Consider the following 21,672-nt stretch of genomic DNA (forward strand, 5'->3'; position numbering starts at 1 on the left):
GGGCAGGATCGGCGCCATCCGGGTCTTTCCCCCCTTGCCGGTGATGCGCAGGACCTCCCCGAGCGGAGCGTCCCGCCGGCGCAGGGACAGGGCCTCGGAAATGCGCAGGCCGCAGCCGTAGAGCAGGGTCAGGACCGCAGCATCCCGGGCAGCCTCCCAGGGGTCGAGATTGGCATCCAGGCCGGGTTCAGCGAGGAGTTCGGCCGCTTGGGTCTCCGTGACCGGGCGGGGTGTGGAGGGGCGCACACGCGGCCCCCTCACCAGGGCGAGGGACGGATTGGGAATGTCCATCCGCCGATCCAGGAAGGCGTGGAAGGTCCGTACCGCCGACAGGGACTGGGAGAGCGACCGTGGCGAGAGCGGCGTCTCGCCCTGGCGCAGCACGGCCAGCCAGGCCCGGATCTCCGCCGCGCTGATCTCTCCCAGGTCGCCCGCAGACAAGGGGCCCGCGCGGTGGCGCTCCAGAAAGCCCAGATAGCGCCGGCCGATGAATCCATAGGCGGCCAGGGTGCGCGGCGACAGGCGCCTTTCCTGCTCCAGGTGCTGCAGCCACTGGTCGAGGGCGGCGCGGGCGTCCATCAGCGCCGGAGCCGCCCCGCCAGCCTCTCGGTCACCCGGGCCATAAAGCCGACGAGCTCCGGGCCCATGTCCGGGGTGAAGCCTTCGGGGTCGCCGGAGCCAAACCCCATCAGGCCCACGCCCCCGTCATCCGGCAGATCCAGCCTGGCCAGGGCCATGGACCGGATGAAGGGCGCCTGATCGCCGAACAGGCCCACGGCCGTGGCCCGGAAGCCGAGCAGGAGGTTGGCCCCGGGCTCCAGGAGCTGGTCCACGCCTCCGGGGGGCAGAGCCCGCCAGCCCTCTGGTGCCGCCATGCCCTCGAGCCCCAGGGCTCCGGCCTGCAGCCCGAACCGGGTGCGTGCGATCTCATCGAGGCGTCGGGCCAGGTCCGGGGCGTCCCGGGCGTCGAGGAGGTCGACCACCGCCTCCCGGGTCTGGTCATGGGCGACGAAATTGGCCCGCGCCACCGCCTCGAGGCTGGCCCGGGCCTCGCTCTCCCGGCGTGCTGTCTCGCTGACCCGGGCCAGGGCTGCGGGACCGAAGGCCACCACGCGGGCGTCCGCGCCAAGGGCCAGGCCGAGGGCCTGCAGGGTCTTGGGATCACCCGTCAGAATGTCCGGACGCTTGAGGAGGGCGGCCCGCACGGTCTCGGGACAGGGATCTTCCGTCGGCTCTGCCTCGCCTGCCCCGCGCATTCGCATCTCGCCTCCGTCAGAGAATCGACTGCCCGGTTGCGGCCCAGTCGCTCAGGAATTGAGAAAGGCCCCGTTCGGTTAACGGGTGCTTGAAGAGGGCGGCGAAGACCTCCGGCGGCAGTGTGGCGCAGTCCGACCCGGCCAGGGCCGCCATCGTGACATGGTCGGGGCTCCGGATCGACGCCGCCAGGATCTCGGTGTCAAAATCGTAGTTATCGTAGATGGCGCGGATTTCGGCGATCAGCGACATGCCGTCGGCGCCATGGTCATCCAGCCTGCCGATGAAGGGCGAGATGTATGAGGCGCCCGCCTTGGCCGCCAGCAGGGCCTGGGCGGCGGAGAAGCAGAGGGTGACGTTCGTCGCGATGCCCAGGACCGCGAACTCGGAGGTCGCCACCAGGCCTTCCCGGGTCAGCGGCACCTTGACCACCACGTTGGGCGCGATGGCGGCCAGCTTCGCCCCCTCGGCCAGCATACCCACCGTGTCGGTGGCGGCCACTTCCGCGCTGACGGGCCCCTCGACCAGGCTGCAGATCTCGGCGATCACATCGAACATCGGCCGGCCCGACTTCGCGATCAGGGTGGGGTTGGTGGTCACCCCGTCGACGAGGCCTGTGGCGGCCAGGTCCCGGAGGATCGCCACATCCGTGGTGTCGAGGAAGAGTTGCATGTTGCTGCGTCCGCTTCTGTTATCGGGCCCTTGTAGGGCTGATGATCGCCGCCCGGAAGCCCCGACCTGATCCTGTCGAGGAAGCGGAGGCGGCGCGGGCGCACTCGGGGTATGAAGACGACAAGATGAGCCGCATCGCCTCCGTCCTCCTGCCCCTGCCCCTCCCCGAGGCCTTCGACTACGAGGCGCCCGACGGCCTGGAGCTGGCTGTTGGCGACCAGGTCGCCGCGCCCCTCGGGGGCCGGCTTGTGACCGGGGTGGTGACCGGGCTGCGCGAGGGCGTTGGCGGGAACCGGCCCCTGAAGCCCCTGGTCGGGCGGCTCGATGTGCCCCCGCTGGGGCCCTCCACCCTGGAGTTCGTGCAGTGGGCCGCCCGCTATGCCGCCGACGTCGCCGGCCTGCCCCTGGCCATCGCCCTGCGCGGCGCGAGGGCCCCGCCGCCGCGTCCCGACCGGATGGTGGCGGCTACCGGCCGGCCACCCACCCGCTCTACCCCCGCCCGCACCCGGGTCCTGGAGGCCGCGGCCGCGGGTCCCGCAATGCCCGCCGACCTCGCCCGCAGGGCCGGGGTCTCCGCCGCGGTTGTCCGGGGCCTGATCGACGACGGTGCCCTCGAGCTTCGCTTAACGCCTGCGCCTGAGCCCTTTGGGCCGCCCGACTTGGACCTGCCGGCGCCGCCCCTCAATGTCAGTCAGGCCGCCGCCGCCGCCGCCTTGAAGGCCATGATCGCCGAAGGCGGTTTCCAGGCCGCCCTCCTGGATGGCGTGACGGGATCGGGAAAGACCGAGGTCTATCTGGAGGCGGTCCGCGCTGCCCTGGCCGCGGATCCGGCGGCCCAGGTCCTCGTCCTGCTGCCGGAGATCGCCCTGACACAGGCCCTGATCGCAAGGGTTACGGAACGCTTCGGCGGTGCCCCGGGCGAATGGCACTCCGGCGTCGCCCCGCCCCACAGGCGCCAGGTCTGGGACGCGGTGGCGGAAGGCCGGTGCCGGGTCGTGGTGGGTGCCCGCTCAGCCCTCTTCCTGCCCTTCCGGCGGCTATCGCTGGTGGTGGTGGACGAGGAGCACGACACCTCCTTCAAGCAGGAGGAGGGCTTCATCTACCAGGCCCGGGACCTGGCCGTGGTCCGCGCCAAGATAGAGGAGGCCTCGGTCATCCTGGCCTCAGCCACCCCGTCCCTGGAGTCCCTGCGCAACGCCGAGACCGGCCGCTACCGCTGGCTGAGGCTGTCCGACCGGCATGGGGAAGCCCGGCTTCCGGACATCCGCCTCGTCGACCTCCGGCAGGCACCCCCGGAGACGGGACGCTGGATCTCACCCCCCCTGGCCGAGGCCATGGCCGAGACGCTCGCGGCGGGTGAGCAGACCCTGCTCTTCCTGAACCGGCGCGGCTATGCCCCCCTGGTACTCTGCAAGGCCTGCGGCCAGAAGCTGACAGCGCCCGACACAGATTCCTGGCTGGTCGAGCATCGCTACACCAACCGTCTTGTCTGCCACCTGACGGGCTTCTCCATGCCCCGCCCCACCCACTGCCCGCACTGCGGGGCGGCGGACTCCCTCGTGTCGATCGGTCCGGGGGTCGAGCGGCTCGAGGAGGAGGCCCGCCTCTTGTTTCCCGAGGCGCGGATTGCGGTCTTCTCCTCGGACACGGTGCGCAGCGCGACGGACGCCCGGGTCCTGGTCGAGACCATGGAGACCGGGGGAATTGATATCCTGGTGGCCACCCAGGCGGCCGCCAAGGGGCATAACTTTCCCAACCTCACGCTTGTCGGGGTGATCGACGCGGACCTCGGCCTGCGTGGCGGCGATCTGCGGGCGGCGGAGCGGACCTTCCAGCTACTGGCCCAGGCGACCGGGCGGGCGGGCCGCCGGGATCGCCCGGGCCGGGCCCTCATCCAGACCTGGGCACCGGAACATCCGGTCATGCAGGCCCTCAGGGCGCAGGATCGGGACGCCTTCGTCCGCACCGAACTGGACGAGCGCGAGATCGCCGGCCTGCCACCCTTCGGCCGGCTCGCCGCCGTCATCGTCTCTGGACGGGACCCCGAGGCCCTCGAGGCCTTCGCCCGGGAAATGGCTGCCTCTGCGCCCAATGCCGAGGGCGTCGAGGTCTACGGCCCGGCCGACGCCCCCCTCGCCCTGGTCCGTGGGCGTCGCCGGAAGCGTTTCCTGGTCCGGGCCGACCGGCAGGTGGACCTCTCTGGCTATATGGGCGCCTGGCGGGCCCGGGTGAAGCCGCGCGGCTCGATCCGGGTCACGGTCGATATCGACCCCTACAGCTTCTTCTAGGGCCCTGTTCTTCTAGGGCCCCTGTTTTTCTAGGGCCCCTGTTTTTCTTGGGGGTCCGGCCGGGGCCGGCGGGTCAGTGACCCGCCTGGCCTTCCTTCTTCGTCTTGGCGTTCCGGGCGATGATGTTGAGGCTCTCAACCCCCACCGAGAAGCCCATGGCCGTGTAGACGTAGCCCTTGGGGATGTGGATCCCGAAGCCGTCGGCGATGAGCACCATACCGATCATCAGCAGGAAGCCGAGAGCCAGCATCACCAGGGTGGGGTTCTCGTGGATGAATTTGGCCAGAGGGTCGGCGGCGAGCAGCATGATGCCTACAGTAACGATCACCGCAACCGTCATGATCGGCAGTTGGTCGGTCATACCCACGGCGGTCAGGATCGAGTCCAACGAGAAGACCATGTCGATCAGGATGATCTGGAAGATCACCGCCCCAAAATTAGCCGCGACCACGGCCCTTTTGTCGAGGACGTCGTCGCTGGGCTTGGGGTCGACCATGCCGTGGATCTCTTTGGTGGCCTTCCAGAGCAGGAAGAGGCCGCCAGCGATCAGGATCAGGTCCCGCCAGGAAAAGCTCAGATCAATCGCCCCGTCCACTCCGGATTTCGCCCAGGGCAGAGCGAACACGGGCTCCGTCAGGTGTACCAACCAGGAGAGGGTCGACAGTAGGCCCAGCCGCATGAAGAGGGCGAGGCTGATCCCGATCCGCCGGGCCCTTTGTCTCTGTGCCTCGGGCAGCTTGTTCGAGAGGATCGAGATGAAGATCAGGTTGTCGACGCCGAGCACCACCTCCAAGGCGATCAGGGTGAGCAGGGCCGCCCAGGCGGCGGGATCGGTAAGGAGGGGGGCGATTGCGTCCATGCGCGGGAACTTAAGGCAGGATTGCGTCAGCGCCAGTACAGCGATGAGAATATCCCCGGCGAATTTTCTTTTCGCGGAGGCCACGGTGCCGTCTTAGCAGGCGCCGGGCGCCGGAAACTCAGGCGGTGGCTCACATACCGCGCTGCCGCTCTCCTCTCTGGCGTCAGGCCGAACGCCGCAATTTCCCGACTTTTCCTCCCGACCCCAAATCTTAATCGATGCCTCTAAAGCTTTCAGATGGTCGATCTGGCGCGATTACACGGGAAGTAAAGGTAAACCAAATGCGAAAATGGCTTGAAAGCGTGAGAATATTTTTGATTTGCAACAGATTAATAGATAACAATATGCGATATTATTTGTAAGTATATCACACTTATATCGATAGATGGCATTCAATTTGACTTTCAATTCCCTTTCGGAACTATGTGCAATGCGTCAGTCGGACTTGCGGGATTCGTCCCGAGGCGCTAAACGCGGAGTCCTGAAGGCTTGAGGGTAGTGGCTTGATGTTCAGGCGTACCATGCACATCGCCGTCGGGGTGCTCGTCGCGGGGATCGTGGCGCTTGCGCCCCTGTCCAGCGCCGTGGCTGACCGTTACTGGCAGTGCGTGCCCTTTGCGCGGCTCATTTCCGGAATCCAGATCTTCGGCGACGCCCATACCTGGTGGCGCCAGGCGACCGGCCGCTATCAGACAGGCCTCACCCCGACGTCCGGTTCTGTCCTCTGTTTCAAGCCCTCTGGCGCCATGACCCTCGGCCACGTGGCCGTCGTCAGCCAGGTCCTCACTGACCGCGTCATCCAGATCACCCATGCCAACTGGTCCCGGATTGGCGGAACCCGCGGCCAGATCGAACGCGACGTCACCGTGATCGACGTCTCCGCGGCGGGCGACTGGTCCCGGGTGAAGGTCTGGTACGATCCGGTCCGCGATCTCGGCTCCAGCACCTATCCGACCTATGGCTTCATCTATCCGGATGCCCAGGCCGCGCACATGGCCTCCGGCCAGTTCAATGTCGCCCAGAGCGCCGCCCTGACCGTGGCCCAGAGCGCCGCCAGCCAGGTTGCCTCCACCGTCCGTCCGGGCGCCTCGCCCCTGTCCATCCTGGGACAGGCCGCCGACGCTGGCGACCGGATCGCCGCGCTTATCCAGTCGGTTACCGCGCCGCCGCCGCGCTAGCGGTCCGGCGCGTCCCCGGCTGGCTGCGCATGCTCAATTTCCTTCCCCGCGCGACCCGGATTTTCCGGACCGTTCACGCCCTGGACCTGCCCACGGACTGGCAGGTGCCAGAAGATATCATCTGGATCGAACTGGTCAGCCCCGAGCGCCAGGAGGAGGCAATCCTCGAAAGCGCCCTGGGCCTGGATCTGCCCACATCCCGGGAAATGGCGCAGATCGAACCGTCCAGCCGCCTCTATATGGAGGGCGGGGCGACCTTCATGACCGCCAGCCTGCTGAGTCGGTACGAGGAAGAGCACCCCATCCTGACACCCGTGACTTTCGTCCTCGCCGGCGGTCGCCTTATCACCCTGCGCTACGAACCCCTTAGGGCCTTTTCGGCCTTCAGCCAGAGGCTCACGGGTGCCGACTATGACTGTACGTCGGAGGTGGACCTCTTTCTCGACCTCCTCGACGCTGTGATCGAACGTCTGGCTGACGTCCTCGAACGCGGCTCCGAGCGGGTCCAGTCCGCTTCCAACGCCATCTTCGACCGTCCCCGGGGTGCCGCCTTCGAGCCCCTGCTGACGAGCCTGGCCCGGACCCAGTCCCTGGCCGCCCTGGCGCGAACCAGCCTTGCAGGCCTGGCCCGGCTGGCCAGCTTCGCCGCCCTGGCACCCGAGATCGCGGGAAACCCCTCCGCCCAGGCTCACCTGATCTCGGTGCAGCAGGATGTCCAGTCCCTGACCGAGCACGCCGCCGCCCAGTCTGCGCACATCGCCTTCCTGCTCGACGCTGCCCTCGGCCTGATCAACATCGAGCAGAACGTCAGTATAAAGACCTTCTCGGTCTTCACGGTGCTCCTCATGCCGCCCACCCTTATCGGGGCCATATACGGGATGAATTTCGAGGTCATGCCCGAGCTCACCTGGCCCTGGGGCTACCCCCTGGCCCTGGGCCTGATGGTAGTCAGCGGCGTCGCGCCCCTGCTCTGGTTCCGGCACAAGGGCTGGTTCTAGCCAGGGGCACCGAGGCCCTTCAGCCGGTAGAGCGCCTCGAGCGCCTCACGCGGGCTCATGCTGTCCGGGTCCATGTCTGCGAGGGCGCCTTCGACCAGCGAAGGACTGGCCGGTTCGGCGAGGCCGGGCGCCTGCGCCGCGAACAGGGGCAGGTCGCCCAGCTGGGCCGGGGCGCCCGCCTCCCGCTCCAGGCGTTGCAGGACCTCGTGCGCCCGGGCCACCACCGCGGGCGGCACCCCCGCCAGCCGCGCGACCTGGACGCCGTAGGACCGGTCTGCGGGGCCGGGCCCCGCCTCATGCAGGAAGACCAGCTCGCCGTTCCACTCCCGGGCGCGCATGGACAGGTTGGCCACGCTCGCCAGCCGGCGCTCGAGTTCGGCCAGTTCGTGGTAGTGCGTTGCGAAGAGGCCCCGGCAACGATTGGTGTCGTGCAGGGCCTCGGCGCAGGCCCAGGCTATGGCCAGTCCGTCCCAGGTCGCCGTGCCCCGACCTATTTCGTCCAGGATAACCAGGGACCGGGGCGTGGCCTGGGTCAGGATGGCGGCGGTCTCCACCATCTCGGCCATGAAGGTAGACCGGCCCCGGGCCAGGTCGTCGCCCGCGCCGACCCGGCTGAACAGGCGGTCGACGACGCCCAGGCGCAGCCGCCGGGCGGGGACCGGGCATCCGGCCTGGGCCAGCACGGCAAGCAGGGCGTTCTGCCTAAGGAAGGTCGACTTGCCAGCCATGTTGGGCCCAGTGACGATCGCCAGCCGGGGGGCCGTCACGCCCTGGCCGTCCAGCCGGCAGTCGTTGGGCGTGAAGGCGCCGCCCGCCCGCCGGACCGCCGCCTCCACCACGGGATGCCGGGCGCCCTCGGCGTCGAGGACTGTGCTCCGGTCGATCTCGGGTCTCACGGCGTCGGCGTCCTCGGCCCATTCCGCAAGGGCAGCAGCCACGTCGAGGATGGCGCAGGCCGCGGCGGCTTCCCTGACGGGACCGGCCAGGGCGCAGGCCTGTTCCCGCCAGGCCTCGAAGGTGGCGGCCTCGATCGCCAGGGCCCTCTCCCCCGCCTGGGCGATCCGGGCGTCAAGCTCGGCCAGCTCCACCGTGGTGAACCGCATCTGGCTGGCCAGGGTCTGGCGGTGGATGAAGGTTGCGTTCAGCGGGGCCCGAAGCAGGGGTTCGGCGGCCTTGGCTGTGGCCTCGATGAAATAGCCCAGGACCCCGTTGTGGCGGATCTTGAGGGCCACGCCGCTCTCAGTCGCCAGGCGGGCCTCGAGGGAGAGTACGACCCGGCGGCTGTCATCCCTCAGGCGCCGGGCCTCGTCGAGTTCAGGGCGGACGCCGGGGGCCACGAACCCGCCGTCCCGGGCCTGGGGGGGCAGGTCCGGGCCGAGGCCGGCTTGCAGGCTGGCCTGCAGGCCAGCCAAGTCGTGTCTCCGGCTGAGGTCGAGAGCCTCGAGGGCCTCTGCCAGGGCGACGGGAAGGGGCGCATCGAGGGGACTGCCATCCTGGCGGAACAGGTCGTGGAGGCCGGCGCCGCCCGTCAGGCCCTCGTGCAGGCAGCCCAGGTCCCTCGGCCCCCCTCTGCCCAAGGCCAGACGGGACAGGGCCCTCGCCATGTCCCCCATGCCCTTGAGCCGTTCCCTGACCTGGCGGCGCAGGTCGCGCCGGGCCCGGAAGCCGTCCACGGCGTCCAGCCGCCGGTTGATGCGGTCAGGATCCAGGAGGGGCCGGGCCAGCCGGCTCGCCAGGAGACGGGCGCCAGGTGCCGTGACTGTCCGGTCGATCGTCGCCAGCAGGGAGCCCTCGCGTCCACCGGACAGGCTGCGCTCGATCTCCAGGCTGGCCCGGGTGGCGGGATCGATGGCCATGACGTCGGCCTCGCCGGCCCTTCGGGGTGGCCCGAGCGAGGGCATCCTGCCGGCCTGGGTGGTCTCGAGGTGGGCTGCGATCAGGCCAAGGGCCGAGATTTCCGCTCCGGACAGGGTACCGAAACCGTCCAGGGTCTCGACCCCATAGAGCCGCTTCAGTCGGGCCTCCGCCGCGCCGGGCTCGGCGAGGGCCGACGGCATGGGCTGGACGAGCCCCCCGGCCGCCTTCAGGGCTACGCTGACCGCCTCGTCGGCGAAGAGCCGATCCGGCGCGAGAATCTCCGAAGGGCCCAGGGCGGCGAGGGCCGAGGCGAGAGAGGCCTTGCCAAGCGCCCAGACCTCGACCTCACCGGTGGACAGCTCGACGCTGGCGATGGCGGCGGCGCCCGCCCTCACGGCCACCGCGGCCAGCCGGTTGGAGCCCCGGGCGTCCAGCAGGCCGTCCTCTGTCAGGGTTCCTGGCGTCACCACCCGGACGATGTCGCGGCGCACGATTGACTTGGATCCGCGCTTTCGCGCCTCCGCCGGGTCCTCCATCTGCTCGCAGACCGCGACCTTGAAGCCGGACCGGATCAGCTTGGAAAGATAGGCTTCCGCCGCATGCACGGGCACGCCGCACATGGGGATGGGCTCGCCGGCGTGCTGGCCCCGGGCCGTCAGGGCGATGCCAAGGGCGGCAGCGGCCTGCCGGGCGTCGTCGAAGAAGAGTTCGTAGAAATCGCCCATCCTGAAGAAGACCAGGGCGTCGGGCTGGCGCGACTTGGCCTCGAAGAACTGCGCCATCACCGGCGTGGCGCCGGACGAATCGACCTGGGGCATGGCGGGGGCGTTCATCTCGACACGTAAACTAGCCGCCAGCCGCCGCGGCGTCACCAGCGTCCGGCATGACTCGCTTTCCTGCAGGCCCAGGCTCCGCTCAATACCGGGCCCGCACGCCGAGGGCAGCCGGGGTCGGCGTGTCAGACAGGCCCTTGGCCCGCTTCAGCACCCAGTCGACCAGGGTGCCCGATATGGCCGAGGCCCCCGGTTCGCCAGGCCGGGCCTGGCCCGCCCGGGAATCGTCCGCGCCCACGAAGTCGGTATGGAAGTAGATGGCGACGTTGATAGCCGGGTCGAGGGGGCTGATGGCCTTGGCCTCCGGGGTCTGCCAGGTCCCGGTCTTGTTCACCTCGGTATAGTCCTTCACGCCCGGGAAGGGGTTGCCGGTCACGCCCTGGGTGAAGCCCTGGCGGGCCACATAGACCGGGACAGCGGCGATGGCGGCCTTGTCGACGTCAAGCTTCACGCCGTCGCGGTCGATCTTCAGCGTCCGGTAGCGGCCCACGAAGCCCGCGTCGAAGTCCCAGCGCTCGGAAGGGTACCAGTTCGAGCCAATCATGTCGGAGGCATCGATCACCCGCCGTCCTGACTGGGCGAACTTCACCGTCACGGGCCGGATGTTGGAGCGCGTGGGCGCGAAGGCCTGGGCGCTTAGCCACAGGCCCGCCCGGCCGGCCTCCTTCGGCCCCTCGGGTCCGGGCTCGATCCAGCCGTGGACCCGGCTAGGATCGACCATGGCACCAGAGGGTACGCACTTGGGGGGCGGACCCATGGCGCGCAGGGGGCCGGCCGCCGCCGCCGGCGGCGTGCGGTCGCAGCGGTCCGATGTCCCGGGCATGGGCGTGAAGTCCAGCCGGCCCAGGCCCTGGCCCAGGAACTGCAGGATCTGCATCTGTACCCCGCCGCCGGGCACGGGGTCGGTATCAAAGCTCGCACCGGCCCGGGCAAGCCAGGTCATGCGGGTGGTCTTCAGGAAGTCGTCCCCCGGGGCGGGCGCCATACCCGCGACGCGCAGGGGGAAGATGGCCTCGGCGTTGGGATCGGACAGGGCGTAGTAGACGCCGGTCACGGACTGGCTGGCGGCGGAGGCCGGCCCGGCTATGGCGCCCAGGAGGCCGTTGGCGTCGGTATAGACCCGGTCCTTGCCGCTGCGCAGGGCGTTGACCCGGGCAAGGTAGGCGTCAAGCTCAGCGGCAGTGGGCTGGGGCTGAACGCCCGCCGACGGGCCGCCGTCGAGGAAGATCAGCCCCGCCAGGCCCTCCACCCCACGCTTGCCGCCTGGGCCCCGCCGCGCCGCATAGTTGGAAACGAAGCCGCCGCCCTGGCTGTGCCCGGCAAGGAAGATGTTGCGGGCGCCGGACCGCTCGCGGATCCGCCCGATCATGGCGTCGACATCCGCGGCATAGGCCTCGAAGCCCCAGTCGGCCATGAAGGCCAGGTCCGCCTGGGTCAGGGGCTTCCAGGCCGCAGCGGCGGTGGCGGGGCCCACCTTGCCGTCGGGCCCGATAGCGTTCGCGCCGAGGTAGTGGTTCAGGGCGATCTGCGGGTCGCCCTTGCGCCGGGCCTCGGTCAGGGCCTCGGTCTCGGCAAGGTTGGCACCCCGGCGCTGCAGGACCCAGACCTCCAGCCGGCACGGCTGGCCGTCGCAGCTCTGCTTTGCCGCGCCGGAGACCATCTGGCTGGACAGGAAGAGCCAATGGGGCGGGGTCGAGGAGAAGCCCGGCAGTCCGACGATCACGGCGTTGGCGGGCCGGGGCCGGTCGCCGTCGGCAGAGGCCCGGAGGCGCAGGAAGCTGGCGGTGTTGAGGGCGGTGGGGGTGCCGGGCGCCTTGCCCCCGGGAACCTGGATGTATTCGGCGACCACGTCGGGATAGCCCGGGACCCGGCTGCCGGCGTCTCCGGCCGGTGCGGGGCGCGCCATCGGCGCCGCCATTGCGGCGACGGGCCCTGAGAGCAGGGCTGCGGACAGGCAGGCAGCGGCGATCCGGACTGCGGCGTGGGTCATGGCATCCTCCCTCATCCCGGGTTCAGCCCAGGGCGGAAGCCAAGTCTAGGGCCGCCCGGGCGAATGGGAAAGACGGGCTTCAGCCCCCGGTGACATCTTCCCAGAATCTCTTAGCCCGGTTCAGGAATCCGCTGGATTCCGGATGCTGCTGCTCGCTGGAGATCTCGGCGAACTCCTGCATCAGCGCCTTTTGCCGGCCGTCGAGCCGGGTCGGCGTCTCCACGAAGAGCTCCACCAAAAGGTCGCCACGCTCACGGCTGCGCAGGGAGGGCATGCCCCGACCCCGTATGCGCAGGGTCCGGCCGGTCTGGGTGCCTTCCGGCACCTTGACGGTCACCCGGTCAGTCTCCTCGCCACCTGCGCCCGGGCCGCCTGAAAGGCACGGGGCCTCGATCTCACCGCCAAGGACCGCCGTGGTCATGGGGACCGGTACGGTGCAGTGCAGGTCGAGGCCTTCGCGCTCGAACAGGTCGTGGGGCCGTACCGAGACGAAGATGTAGAGGTCGCCGCGGGGTCCGCCCCGGGCTCCCGAGTCGCCCTCGCCCGCCAGGCGGATCCGCGAGCCGTCGTCTACGCCGGCGGGGATGCGGACCTGGAGGGTCCGGTTGCGCCGGACCTGGCCGTGGCCGCGACACGAGGTGCAGGGATCGCTGATGGTCCGCCCCTCACCACCGCATCGGGGGCAGGTGCGCTCGATGGCGAAGAAGCCCTGGGCGGCCCGGACCCGGCCGGCCCCGCCACAGGTCGGGCAGGTGACGGGGCTGGTCCCCGGCTTGGCCCCGCCGCCCTCGCAGGCCTCACAGCTCATGGCGGTGGCGGCGGTGATTTCGACCTCCGCTCCGGCATAGGCCTGCTCCAGGCTGATCTCGAGGTCGTAGCGGAGGTCCTGGCCCCGGGCCGGGCCGCTGCGCCTCTGCCCGCCGCCGAACATGTCGCCGAAGGCTGACCCGAAGACCTCGGAGAAGATGTCGTTGATGTCGGTGAAGCCCGCGCCACCGCCGCCTTGGCCGCCGTTCACCCCGGCGTGGCCGAACTGATCATAGGCGGCCCGCTTCTTGGGATCGGACAGGACCGAATAGGCCTCGTTGATCTCCTTGAATCGCGTCGATGCCTCCTCAGAGCCGCCATTCCGGTCCGGGTGGTGCTCCATGGCCAGCTTGCGGAAGGCAGACTTGAGGGCGGCTTCATCGCTGCCGCGAGGTACGCCCAGGATTTCGTAGTAGTCGCGCATGAGGCGTCAGGCCTTCCGATACATCTTTCCGAAAGGACGCCGACCCCGCCTCAGGTCGAGGCGGGGCCGGGTCCCGGACAGGTTCAGGCCTTCTTGCCGTCTTCGTTGACTTCCTCGAATTCGGCGTCGACGACGTCGTCAGGGCCGGAGCCGTCGCTGTCGCCCTCGCCACCCTGCTGGGCGGCATACATGGCCTCGCCAAGCTTCATCGAGGCCTGGGCCAGGACCTGGGTCTTGGCCGAGATGGCCTCGGCGTCTTCGCCTTCCAGCACCAACTTCAGGTCCTCGATGGCCGAGGTGATGGCCGACTTCTCGGCCTCGCCAACCTTGTCGCCATGTTCGACCACAGCCTTTTCCGTGGAGTGGATCAGGGCCTCGCCGTGGTTCCGGGCCTCGACGACCGCCTTGCGCTTCCCGTCCTCGGCCTTGTTGGCCTCAGCCTCGCGCACCATGGCGTCGATGTCCGAATCCGACAGGCCTCCGTTCGCCTGGATCCGGATCGACTGTTCCTTGCTGGTCGCCTTGTCCCTGGCCGAGACGTTGACGATGCCGTTGGCGTCGATGTCGAAGGTGACCTCGACCTGGGGTACGCCCCGGGGCGCCGGCGGGAGGCCGACCAGGTCGAACTGGCCCAGCATCTTGTTGTCCGCGGCCATGGGGCGTTCGCCCTGGGAGACCCGGATGGTCACAGCCGACTGGTTGTCATCGGCCGTGGAGAAGGTCTGCGAGCGCTTGGTCGGGATGGTCGTGTTCCGCTCGATAAGAGGCGTGAAGACGCCGCCCAAGGTCTCGATGCCCAGGGTCAGGGGGGTGACGTCCAGCAGCAGGACGTCCTTGACGTCCCCCTGCAGCACGCCGGCCTGGATGGCCGCGCCGAGGGCCACCACCTCGTCGGGATTGACGCCGGTATGGGGCTCGCGGCCGAAGAAGGCCTTCACCGTCTCGACGACCTTGGGCATGCGGGTCATGCCGCCGACCAGGATCACCTCGTCGATATCCGCCTTCTTCAGGCCCGCATCCTTCAGGGCCTGCTCGCAGGGCCCAACGGTCTTGGCGACCAGGTCCTCCACCAGCGACTCGAGCTTGGCGCGCGAGAGCTTGATGTTCAGGTGCAGGGGCCCCGAGGCGTTCATCGAGATGAAGGGCAGGTTCACCTCGTACTGGGTGGTGAAGGACAGTTCCTTCTTGGCCTTCTCGCCCTCTTCCTTCAGGCGCTGCAGGGCCAGCTTGTCCTTCCGCAGGTCAACGCCGGTCTCCTTCCGGAAGTCCTCGGCCAGGAATTCGACAATGCGCAGGTCGAAGTCCTCGCCGCCCAGGAAGGTGTCGCCGTTGGTGGCCTTCACCTCGAAGACGCCGTCGCCGATTTCCAGAACGGACACGTCGAAGGTGCCACCGCCGAGGTCGTAGACGACGATCTTCTTGCCGTCGTTCTTGTCCAGGCCATAGGCGAGGGCCGCGGCGGTGGGCTCGTTGATGATCCGCAGGACCTCAAGCCCGGCGATCTTGCCGGCGTCCTTGGTGGCCTGGCGCTGGGCGTCGTTGAAGTAGGCCGGGACGGTGATGACGGCCTTGTCGACCTTCTCGCCGAGGTGCTGTTCGGCGGCTTCCTTCATCTTCTGGAGGATGAAGGCCGAGACCTGCTGAGGGGAATAGTCCTTACCCTGGGCCTCGACCCAGGCGTCGCCGGTCGGGCCCCTGACGATGTCATAGGGCACCATGCCCTTGTCCTTTTCCACCAGCGGATCGTTGTAGTTCCGTCCGATCAGACGCTTGATGGCGAAGAGGGTGTTGGAGGGGTTGGTCACGGCCTGGCGCTTGGCGGGCTGGCCAACGAGGCGCTCACCGTCCTCGAGGAAGGCCACGACCGAGGGGGTGGTCCGAACGCCCTCGGCGTTCTCGATCACCTTGGGCGTCTTGCCGTCCATGATCGCGACGCAGGAATTGGTCGTTCCGAGGTCGATGCCGATGATCTTGCTCATGATGGGTCTCACATGCTCCTATTTGGCGGACCACGCCTGAGGAGCCTCGTCACCAAGCACCCCCCGTTCCTGCGGTCCCCTTGAACAGTCCGGGGTCAACAGCAGGCTCTTTCGGAACCATCCTGTCGCCGTGCGATATGGTGCGAATGCGCCGCTCTGCAAGTGCAAAGTCCCTAAACCGTAGAGGGCTTTGGTGCCGCCGCGAGGGGCGTTCCCGCCAGAAGGGCGGCGTGGACCTCCGGGGCGAAGGGCGTCGGCCCCCCCCGGGCGGCCAGGAAGGCGTGCTGCACGGCCATGGCCTGCTGCTCGATGTTGAGGTCCGAAAACCCCAGTCCAAAGCCCGGTGCATAGTGGTAAGCCTCGGGTCCGTCCCCGGCCCGCAGCTTGGCCAGGGCCAGGTTGACGCCCGTCTGAGCCTGCCAGACGTGGGTCAGCTCATGGATCAGGACGCCCTGCAGGGACAGGCGGGCCTGGCTGAAGTCCTGCAAGGCGACGGAGGCCGGCCAGAAGACCAGGGCCGGGCCTGCGGCGAAAGGACGGCGCCAGACCGGCAGGGCGAAGATCCGGACGCGCTCCAGGGCCAGGGCGGAGCCGAACACGGCCGCCGCCAGCGCCATCTCCCCATCCGTCAGTCGGCGCAGGGCGCCCGGCCTCATCCGTCTTCCGTCCATAGTCAACGATATGCTCCCTCCCAAGCCCCGCCGGAAGCCCCCGGAACCGACCTTTCAGGCATCGCAGGCTTTGACACCGGCCGCACCTGTCGCCAAATGGGAGGCGGCCGGCGAGGGCTGGCGAGGGAGACCCGAACCATGAAGACCCTGACGCGTCCGGAGGGTACCGAACCTGGGGACCTGACCGTCTCGCGGCGGAGACTGGCCCTGGCCGCCTTCGGCGGCTACGCCCTCTATGCCTTCTCCGCAGAGGCCCAGACTGTCACGACCCCCGCGACGGGCCTTGTCGCGGGCGAGGTCGAGGTGGATGTGGGCGACCGCATGGTGCCCGCCTATCTGGCCCGCCCCGACGCCCCGGGCCGGTTTCCCGTCGTCCTGGTGATTTCCGAGGTCTTCGGGGTCCACGAATATATCCGTGACGTCTGCCGCCGCCTGGCGAAGCTGGGCTACGTGGCCATTGCCCCGGACCTCTTCGTCCGGTCGGGTGATCCTTCGAAGACCAATGACTTCAACCAGATCCGCCGCATTGTGGGCGCGGCCTCGGACAAGCAGATCTTCAACGACCTGTCGGGGACCGTCCGGTTCCTCAAGGCCCAGTCCTTCGTGGACAAGTCCCGGATGGCGGTCACTGGATTCTGCTGGGGCGGTGCCATCTCCTGGCTCATCTGCGAACGCATGCCGGAGTTCCGCGCCGGCGCGGCCTGGTATGGCCGGCTGACCGCGCCCAAGCCGGGGGAGTTCCTTGGCGAAACCAACCGCCCTTGGCCGCTCCCCGGCGTGGCCCAGCTGCGGGCCCCGGTGATCGGATTCTATGCCGGCAAGGACCAGGGCATCCCCCTTGCCGATGTCGAGGCCATGCGCAGCGCCCTGGTCGCCGCGCGCAAGACTGACAGTCAGATCATCGTCTATCCGGACAGCCAGCACGGTTTCCACGCGGATTACCGCACCAGTTACGATCCTGCCGCAGCCCGGGACGCCTGGACCCGGATGCTGGCCCACTTCGCCGCCAATGGGGTCAAGCCCCGGCCGTTCTAGGTCCCGGTACCCTCGCCTGGCTTCGCCCTGAGCTCTCCCTTGGGGCGTAATTGGCCCTGTAACTCCGCCCCCAAGGGGGAGGTGGCCCGGGGCGAGAGCCCCGGGACGGAGGGGGTCGACGGCCCCTCAGCTGACCCCCTCAGTCGGCTTCGCCGACAGCTCCCCCTCGGGGGAGCAATGGCTCCCTGAGTCCTCGCCCTCGAGGAACCCCGGCCCCTTTTCGGGCGTCCAGCGGGTTCAACGGAAAATCTTCCGCCCGGCCGTTTCCAATTGACCCTCCCAGTCCTTATCTTGCGGCCCTGAGAACTCCCGCCGAAGGAACCCGCCCATGATCGAGTTACGTGCCTTCGATACCCTCGGCGGTGCCGACCATGGCTGGCTGCGGGCCCGGCATCACTTCTCCTTCTCGGACTACCAGGACCCGGCGCGCATGAACTGGGGTGCCCTGCGGGTCTGGAACGACGACGCCATCCAGCCGAACACGGGCTTTCCACCCCATGCCCACCAGGACATGGAGATCATCACCTATGTCCTCGAGGGCGCGATCAGCCATCAGGACAGCCTGGGAAACCAGGGTCGCACCGCCGCCGGCGACGTCCAGGTGATGAGCGCCGGCTCGGGCATCCGGCACGCCGAGTACAACCTCGAGCCGGGCGTCACCCGCCTCTTCCAGATCTGGATCCTGCCGGCCCAGGCCGGAGGCGCGCCATCCTGGGGTGCCCGGCCCTTCCCGAGGGATGACCGCGCCGGGCGCTTCGTGACCCTGGCCTCCGGCCTTCCGGGAGAGGACGAGGCCCTGCCCATCCGCACTCCGGGCCGGGTGCTGGGCGCCACCCTGCCGGCCGGCGATACGCTGGACTACGCCCTGGCGCCTGGCCGGCGCGCCTACCTCGTGCCGGCCCGAGGCTCGGTGGAGGTCAATGGCGTGACCGTCGGGACCCGGGACGGGGCGGCGATCACCGACGAGCCTGTCCTGCGCATCACCGCCCGGGAGGACGCCGAACTCGTGATGGTCGACACCCTCTGATCCGCGGGGTCAGTGCCGGAAGACCCGCACGCCCGTGAAGGCCATGGTCACGCCGGCGGCGTCGGCGGCGGCGATCACCTCCGCGTCGCGGATCGACCCACCCGGCTGGATCACCGCCGTGGCGCCCGCCTCTGCGGCCTGGACCAGGCCGTCCGCAAAGGGGAAGAAGGCTTCAGAGGCGCAGGCTGAGCCCTGGGCCAGGCTCTCCGGAAGGCCCGCCTGCTCGGCAGCCTCGCCGGCGCGGATCGCGGCAATCCGGGCGGAGTCCCGCCGGTTCATCTGGCCCGCGCCAATCCCCGCCGTCTGGCCGTCCCGGGCGAAGACGATGGCATTGGACTTGACGTGCTTGGCCACGGTGAAGGCGAACAGCATGTCCTCCACCTCCTGCGGGGTCGGCTGCCTTTGCGTGACGATCTTCAGGTCTGCCGCGGTCACCCGGGAGGTGTCGCGGCCCTGGACCAGGAAGCCCCCAGCGACCGGCTTGAAGACGTCGCCCGGCGCCCGGGGATCGGGCATGCCACCGGTCAGCAGCAGGCGAAGGTCTTTCTTCTTCGCGAACAGGGCGATGGCCTCGTCGTCGGCCTCAGGCGCCACGACCACCTCGGTGAAGATCTTGAGGATCTCCTTCGCCGTGGCCGCATCCAGCCGGCGGTTCACCGCCACGATACCGCCGAAGGCCGAGACCGGGTCGCACTGCAGGGCCCGGGCGTAGGCGGTCTTGAGGTCTGCGCCCAGGGCCACGCCGCAGGGGTTGGCGTGCTTGATGATGGCCACGGCCGCGGACCTTGCCGGATCAAATTCCGCTACCAGTTCGATGGCCGCGTCGGTGTCGGCGATGTTGTTGTAGCTCAGGGCCTTGCCCTGCATCTGGCGGGCTGTCGCCACGCCCGTGCGCGGGGAGTCCTCCACATAGAAGGCCGCCGCCTGGTGGGGGTTCTCGCCGTACCTCAGGGTCTGGGCCAGCCGGCCCGAGAAGGTGCGGCGCTTGGGGGCGGCCTCGCCCAGTTCCCGAGCGAACCAAGTGGAGATGGCCGCGTCATAGGCCGCCGTGCGGGCATAGGCCCGGCCCGCCAGGGTCCGGCGCAGGGACAGGCTCGTGGTCCGCTCCGCCTCCAGTTCCACCAGCACGGCCTGCAGGTCCTCCAGCTCGGTGCAGACCGCCACATAGGCGTGGTTCTTGGCCGCCGAGCGGATCATGGCCGGTCCGCCGATGTCGATGTTCTCGATGGCGTTGGCGGCGTCCGCCCCGCCGGCCACGGTCTTCTCGAAGGGGTAGAGGTTGACGTAGACGAGGTCGATTCCGCCGATTCCATGCTCGGCCATGGCGGCGGCATGGGCCGGGGCGTCGCGCACGCCCAACAGGCCGCCATGCACGCCCGGGTGCAGGGTCTTGACCCGACCGTCCATCATTTCCGGGAAGCCGGTCAGGTCCGAGACGTCCTTCACCGCCAGGCCGGCTGCGGCGATGGCTGCGCGGGTGCCCCCGGTAGAGACCAACTCGACCCCCAGCCGGGACAGGGCCTGGGCCGCCTCGACCAGGCCAGTCTTGTCCGACACCGAGATCAGGGCGCGGCGGATGGGCGCGCGGTCAGGGGCGGGCGGGAAGTCGGGTGCAGCAGTCATGGCGCTCTCCGTGGCGGTTCGGAAGGTCGGCCCAGGCGAGCGGCGCTTTGACGTCCCTGCGCTCCCCGGTGGTGGTCCACCTGTTTCGCCAGTCACGCAGGACAAAAGGGTTCTAGCCCAGCCGGCGATTCCCTGAAACCGCCCTCAGCCCGTCCCGGGGCCTCAGCCGCGCAGGGCAGCGATGTTGGCGGCGTAGGCGTCGGGCCCGCCCCGGAAGACCGCCGTACCCGCCACCAGGGCGGTGGCCCCGGCGTCCACGCACAGGCGTGCGGTCTCGGCGGTCACGCCGCCGTCGACCTCCAGCACGATGTCCCGGCCGCTGGCGTCGATCATCCGCCGCAGGGTCTCGATCTTGGCCAGCTGGGAATGCATGAAGCTCTGGCCGCCAAAGCCCGGGTTGATGGACATGACGAGGATCAGGTCAACCTCGTCCATCATCCATTCGATCACGGCAGGCGAGGTCGAGGGGTTGAAGACCACCCCGGCCCGGGCGCCCAACTGGCGGATGCGCTTGAGGGTCCGGTTCAGGTGCGGCCCGCTCTCCGGGTGCACGCTGACAATGTCGGCCCCGGCCTCGACGAAGGCCTCGAGAAAGGGGTCCACGGGGGCGATCATCAGGTGCACGTCCATGGGGATGGTCGCGTGTGGCTTCAGGGCCCGGACGATGTCGGGTCCCAGGGTGATGTTCGGCACGAAGTGGCCGTCCATGACGTCGATATGCAGCCAGTCGGCACCGGCGGCCTGGACGGCGCGGACCTCCTCGCCCAGCCGGGCGAAGTCGGCGGCGAGGATCGACGGGGCGATGATCGGACGCGGGCTCATGATCCGGATTTAACGGCCCCTGCGCCCTGCGCCAAGTCCCGGCGGGCGCGGCGGTTCGGCCGACGGGCGAAACGGGCGATGAAGAAGCCGTCTGTCCCGCCTGGGCGGTGGGTCGGCAGGATCCGAAGGGTCCCGTCCTCAAGGCGGCTTTCCCGCGGCGCCCCGCCCTCTCCCGGGGCGATGGGATCGAGGGCGAAGTCGGCGCACCGCTTCAGGAAGCCGGTGACCTGGGCCTCGCCCTCTTCGGTCTCCAGGGAGCAGACGCAGTAGACAAGGCGCCCGCCCGGCCGCACCCGCCGGGCGGCGGCGTCCAGAAGCCGGGCCTGGTCTGCGGCCAGGGAGGCGATGTCCCCGGGCTTCACCGCCCAGAGCACGTCCGGGTTGCGGCGGAAGGTCCCGGTGGCGCTGCACGGCGCGTCGAGCAGGACGGCGTCAAAGGTCCGTCCGTCATCCCAGGTCCCGGAGTCGGCGGCGATAACCTCGGCGGTCAGGCCGGTCCGCTCCAGGTTCTCCCGCACCCGGCGCAGCCGGGCCGGAGAGCGGTCAAGGGCGGTGACCTCCGCCCCGGCGGCCGCCAGTTGCAGGGTCTTGCCGCCAGGCGCGGCGCAGAGGTCCAGGGCGGTCAGGCCTGGCCTGGGGTTCAGCAGGCGGGCGGGGACGGCGGCGCTGGCGTCCTGGACCCACCAGCGACCCTCGGCAAAGCCGTCCCAGGCTGCGACCTCGCCCCGCCGGGCGGTACGCCAGGTGTCGGCGGCGATCCGGGTCAGAGTCAGCGTCTCGGCCAGGTCGCCCGGATCCTCCCTGAGAGTCAGGTCGGTGTCTGGCTCTCCGGCGATGATCGATGCCACGGAGAGGGCGGCCGGCCGACCCCAGGCCGCGCTCCAGCGGGCCAGCAGCCAGTCCGGCGCCAGGGCCTCGGGGTCGGACAGGTCCGGCGGCTCGCGGATCAGGCCCCTCAGGACGGCGTTGACCAGGCCCTTGGAACGGCGGGCGTCAGGCAGCGACTCGGCCAGGTCGACGCTGGCGCTCACGGCTGCATGGGGCGGGGCGCCCAGGACCAGGGCCTGGACCGCCCCCAGTCTCAGAATATTGCGAACGATCTCCGGCGGGGCGCGCGGGATGCGCGCATCAAGGGCGCGGTCCAGCGGGCCCAGCCGCCGCAGGGCCGTCAGCACCAGAAGTCGGGCAAAGGCCCGGTCGCGGGGCTCCAGGTCAGCCAGGCCGGGCGCGGCGGACTCGTCCTCCAGTCCGGCGCGGCGGGAGAAGGCGGCGGCCAGCAGGTCGAGCGCGGCGCGGCGGGCGGGAAGTCCGATGGGAATGCGGGGTTCGGTCACGCATAGCCGCCTGCCCGGTTC

Annotated in this window: 17 protein-coding genes and 1 riboswitch; of the genes, 5 read left to right on the forward strand and 12 right to left on the reverse strand. The window is 69.6% G+C overall.

Features of this window, described 5'->3' with window-relative positions:
* The 3 genes from WCJ52_RS03840 to fsa form a co-directional block, all read right to left on the reverse strand.
* The coding region (locus WCJ52_RS03840; RefSeq protein WP_336901979.1) for a site-specific integrase at positions 1–579 on the reverse strand (579 nt) is incomplete at its 3' end.
* Positions 579–1,256 (reverse strand): DUF484 family protein, encoded by a 678-nt coding sequence (locus WCJ52_RS03845; RefSeq protein ID WP_336901980.1) that lies wholly within the window; start codon positions 1,254–1,256, stop codon positions 579–581. The genes WCJ52_RS03845 and WCJ52_RS03840, both read right to left, overlap by 1 nt.
* Before the next feature lie 16 nt (positions 1,257–1,272).
* On the reverse strand, positions 1,273–1,926 hold the full coding sequence (gene fsa, locus WCJ52_RS03850; protein ID WP_336901981.1) for a fructose-6-phosphate aldolase: 654 nt from the start codon (positions 1,924–1,926) through the stop codon (positions 1,273–1,275).
* Positions 1,927–2,051: 125 nt separating this feature from the next.
* Between fsa and WCJ52_RS03855 the strand changes: the two genes are divergently transcribed.
* Positions 2,052–4,214, forward strand: coding sequence for a primosomal protein N' (locus WCJ52_RS03855; RefSeq protein ID WP_336901982.1), 2,163 nt, complete (start codon positions 2,052–2,054; stop codon positions 4,212–4,214).
* Between the two features lie 73 nt (positions 4,215–4,287).
* Here the strand turns inward: WCJ52_RS03855 and WCJ52_RS03860 are convergent, their stop codons facing one another.
* Positions 4,288–5,073, reverse strand: coding sequence for a TerC family protein (locus WCJ52_RS03860; protein WP_336901983.1), 786 nt, complete (start codon positions 5,071–5,073; stop codon positions 4,288–4,290).
* Positions 5,074–5,579: 506 nt separating this feature from the next.
* On the opposite strand from WCJ52_RS03860, the gene WCJ52_RS03865 reads away from it, so the two are divergent.
* Both WCJ52_RS03865 and WCJ52_RS03870 read left to right on the forward strand, forming a co-directional pair.
* On the forward strand, positions 5,580–6,251 hold the full coding sequence (locus WCJ52_RS03865) for a CHAP domain-containing protein (protein WP_336901984.1): 672 nt from the start codon (positions 5,580–5,582) through the stop codon (positions 6,249–6,251).
* A gap of 29 nt (positions 6,252–6,280) precedes the next feature.
* A complete protein-coding gene (locus WCJ52_RS03870) occupies positions 6,281–7,249 on the forward strand; it encodes a magnesium transporter CorA family protein (protein ID WP_336901985.1) in 969 nt (322 codons plus the stop codon).
* Here the strand turns inward: WCJ52_RS03870 and mutS are convergent.
* The 5 genes from mutS to WCJ52_RS03895 all read right to left on the reverse strand — a co-directional run bounded on the left by mutS (position 7,246) and on the right by WCJ52_RS03895 (position 15,795).
* Positions 7,246–9,939, reverse strand: coding sequence for a DNA mismatch repair protein MutS (gene mutS, locus WCJ52_RS03875; RefSeq protein WP_336901986.1), 2,694 nt, complete (start codon positions 9,937–9,939; stop codon positions 7,246–7,248). The two genes, WCJ52_RS03870 and mutS, sit on opposite strands and share 4 nt — an antisense overlap.
* 82 nt (positions 9,940–10,021) lie before the next feature.
* Positions 10,022–11,929: a hypothetical protein gene (locus WCJ52_RS03880; RefSeq protein ID WP_336901987.1), complete on the reverse strand. Its 1,908-nt coding sequence runs from the start codon at positions 11,927–11,929 to the stop codon at positions 10,022–10,024.
* Positions 11,930–12,008: 79 nt separating this feature from the next.
* Complete coding sequence (gene dnaJ / locus WCJ52_RS03885; RefSeq protein WP_336901988.1) at positions 12,009–13,160, reverse strand: molecular chaperone DnaJ; 1,152 nt, start codon at positions 13,158–13,160, stop codon at positions 12,009–12,011.
* Positions 13,161–13,243: 83 nt separating this feature from the next.
* A complete protein-coding gene (gene dnaK, locus WCJ52_RS03890) occupies positions 13,244–15,139 on the reverse strand; it encodes a molecular chaperone DnaK (protein WP_336901989.1) in 1,896 nt (631 codons plus the stop codon).
* Positions 15,140–15,312: 173 nt separating this feature from the next.
* Positions 15,313–15,795, reverse strand: a complete 483-nt coding sequence (locus WCJ52_RS03895; RefSeq protein WP_336901990.1) for a hypothetical protein — start codon at positions 15,793–15,795, stop codon at positions 15,313–15,315.
* Between the two features lie 153 nt (positions 15,796–15,948).
* On the opposite strand from WCJ52_RS03895, the gene WCJ52_RS03900 reads away from it, so the two are divergent.
* Both WCJ52_RS03900 and WCJ52_RS03905 read left to right on the forward strand, forming a co-directional pair.
* Positions 15,949–16,845, forward strand: coding sequence for a dienelactone hydrolase family protein (locus WCJ52_RS03900; RefSeq protein ID WP_336901991.1), 897 nt, complete (start codon positions 15,949–15,951; stop codon positions 16,843–16,845).
* Between the two features lie 328 nt (positions 16,846–17,173).
* Complete coding sequence (locus WCJ52_RS03905) at positions 17,174–17,872, forward strand: pirin family protein (RefSeq protein WP_336901992.1); 699 nt, start codon at positions 17,174–17,176, stop codon at positions 17,870–17,872.
* A 9-nt stretch (positions 17,873–17,881) separates the two neighbouring features.
* On the opposite strand, the gene purH is transcribed toward WCJ52_RS03905, so the two are convergent.
* From purH to WCJ52_RS03920, 3 genes are all read right to left on the reverse strand, one after another.
* On the reverse strand, positions 17,882–19,495 hold the full coding sequence (gene purH / locus WCJ52_RS03910; RefSeq protein WP_336901993.1) for a bifunctional phosphoribosylaminoimidazolecarboxamide formyltransferase/IMP cyclohydrolase: 1,614 nt from the start codon (positions 19,493–19,495) through the stop codon (positions 17,882–17,884).
* Positions 19,496–19,517: 22 nt separating this feature from the next.
* A riboswitch (ZMP/ZTP riboswitch) is annotated at positions 19,518–19,601 on the reverse strand.
* 56 nt (positions 19,602–19,657) lie between these two features.
* Complete coding sequence (gene rpe / locus WCJ52_RS03915) at positions 19,658–20,317, reverse strand: ribulose-phosphate 3-epimerase (protein ID WP_336901994.1); 660 nt, start codon at positions 20,315–20,317, stop codon at positions 19,658–19,660.
* Entirely contained in the window at positions 20,314–21,651 is a 1,338-nt protein-coding gene (locus WCJ52_RS03920) for an RsmB/NOP family class I SAM-dependent RNA methyltransferase (protein ID WP_336901995.1), read from the reverse strand. Before WCJ52_RS03920 ends, rpe begins: the two co-directional genes overlap by 4 nt.
* Positions 21,652–21,672 lie beyond the last annotated feature (21 nt).

Source organism: Phenylobacterium sp. (assembly GCF_037138395.1).
In the GTDB taxonomy this organism is placed as follows: Bacteria; Pseudomonadota; Alphaproteobacteria; order Caulobacterales; family Caulobacteraceae; genus Phenylobacterium.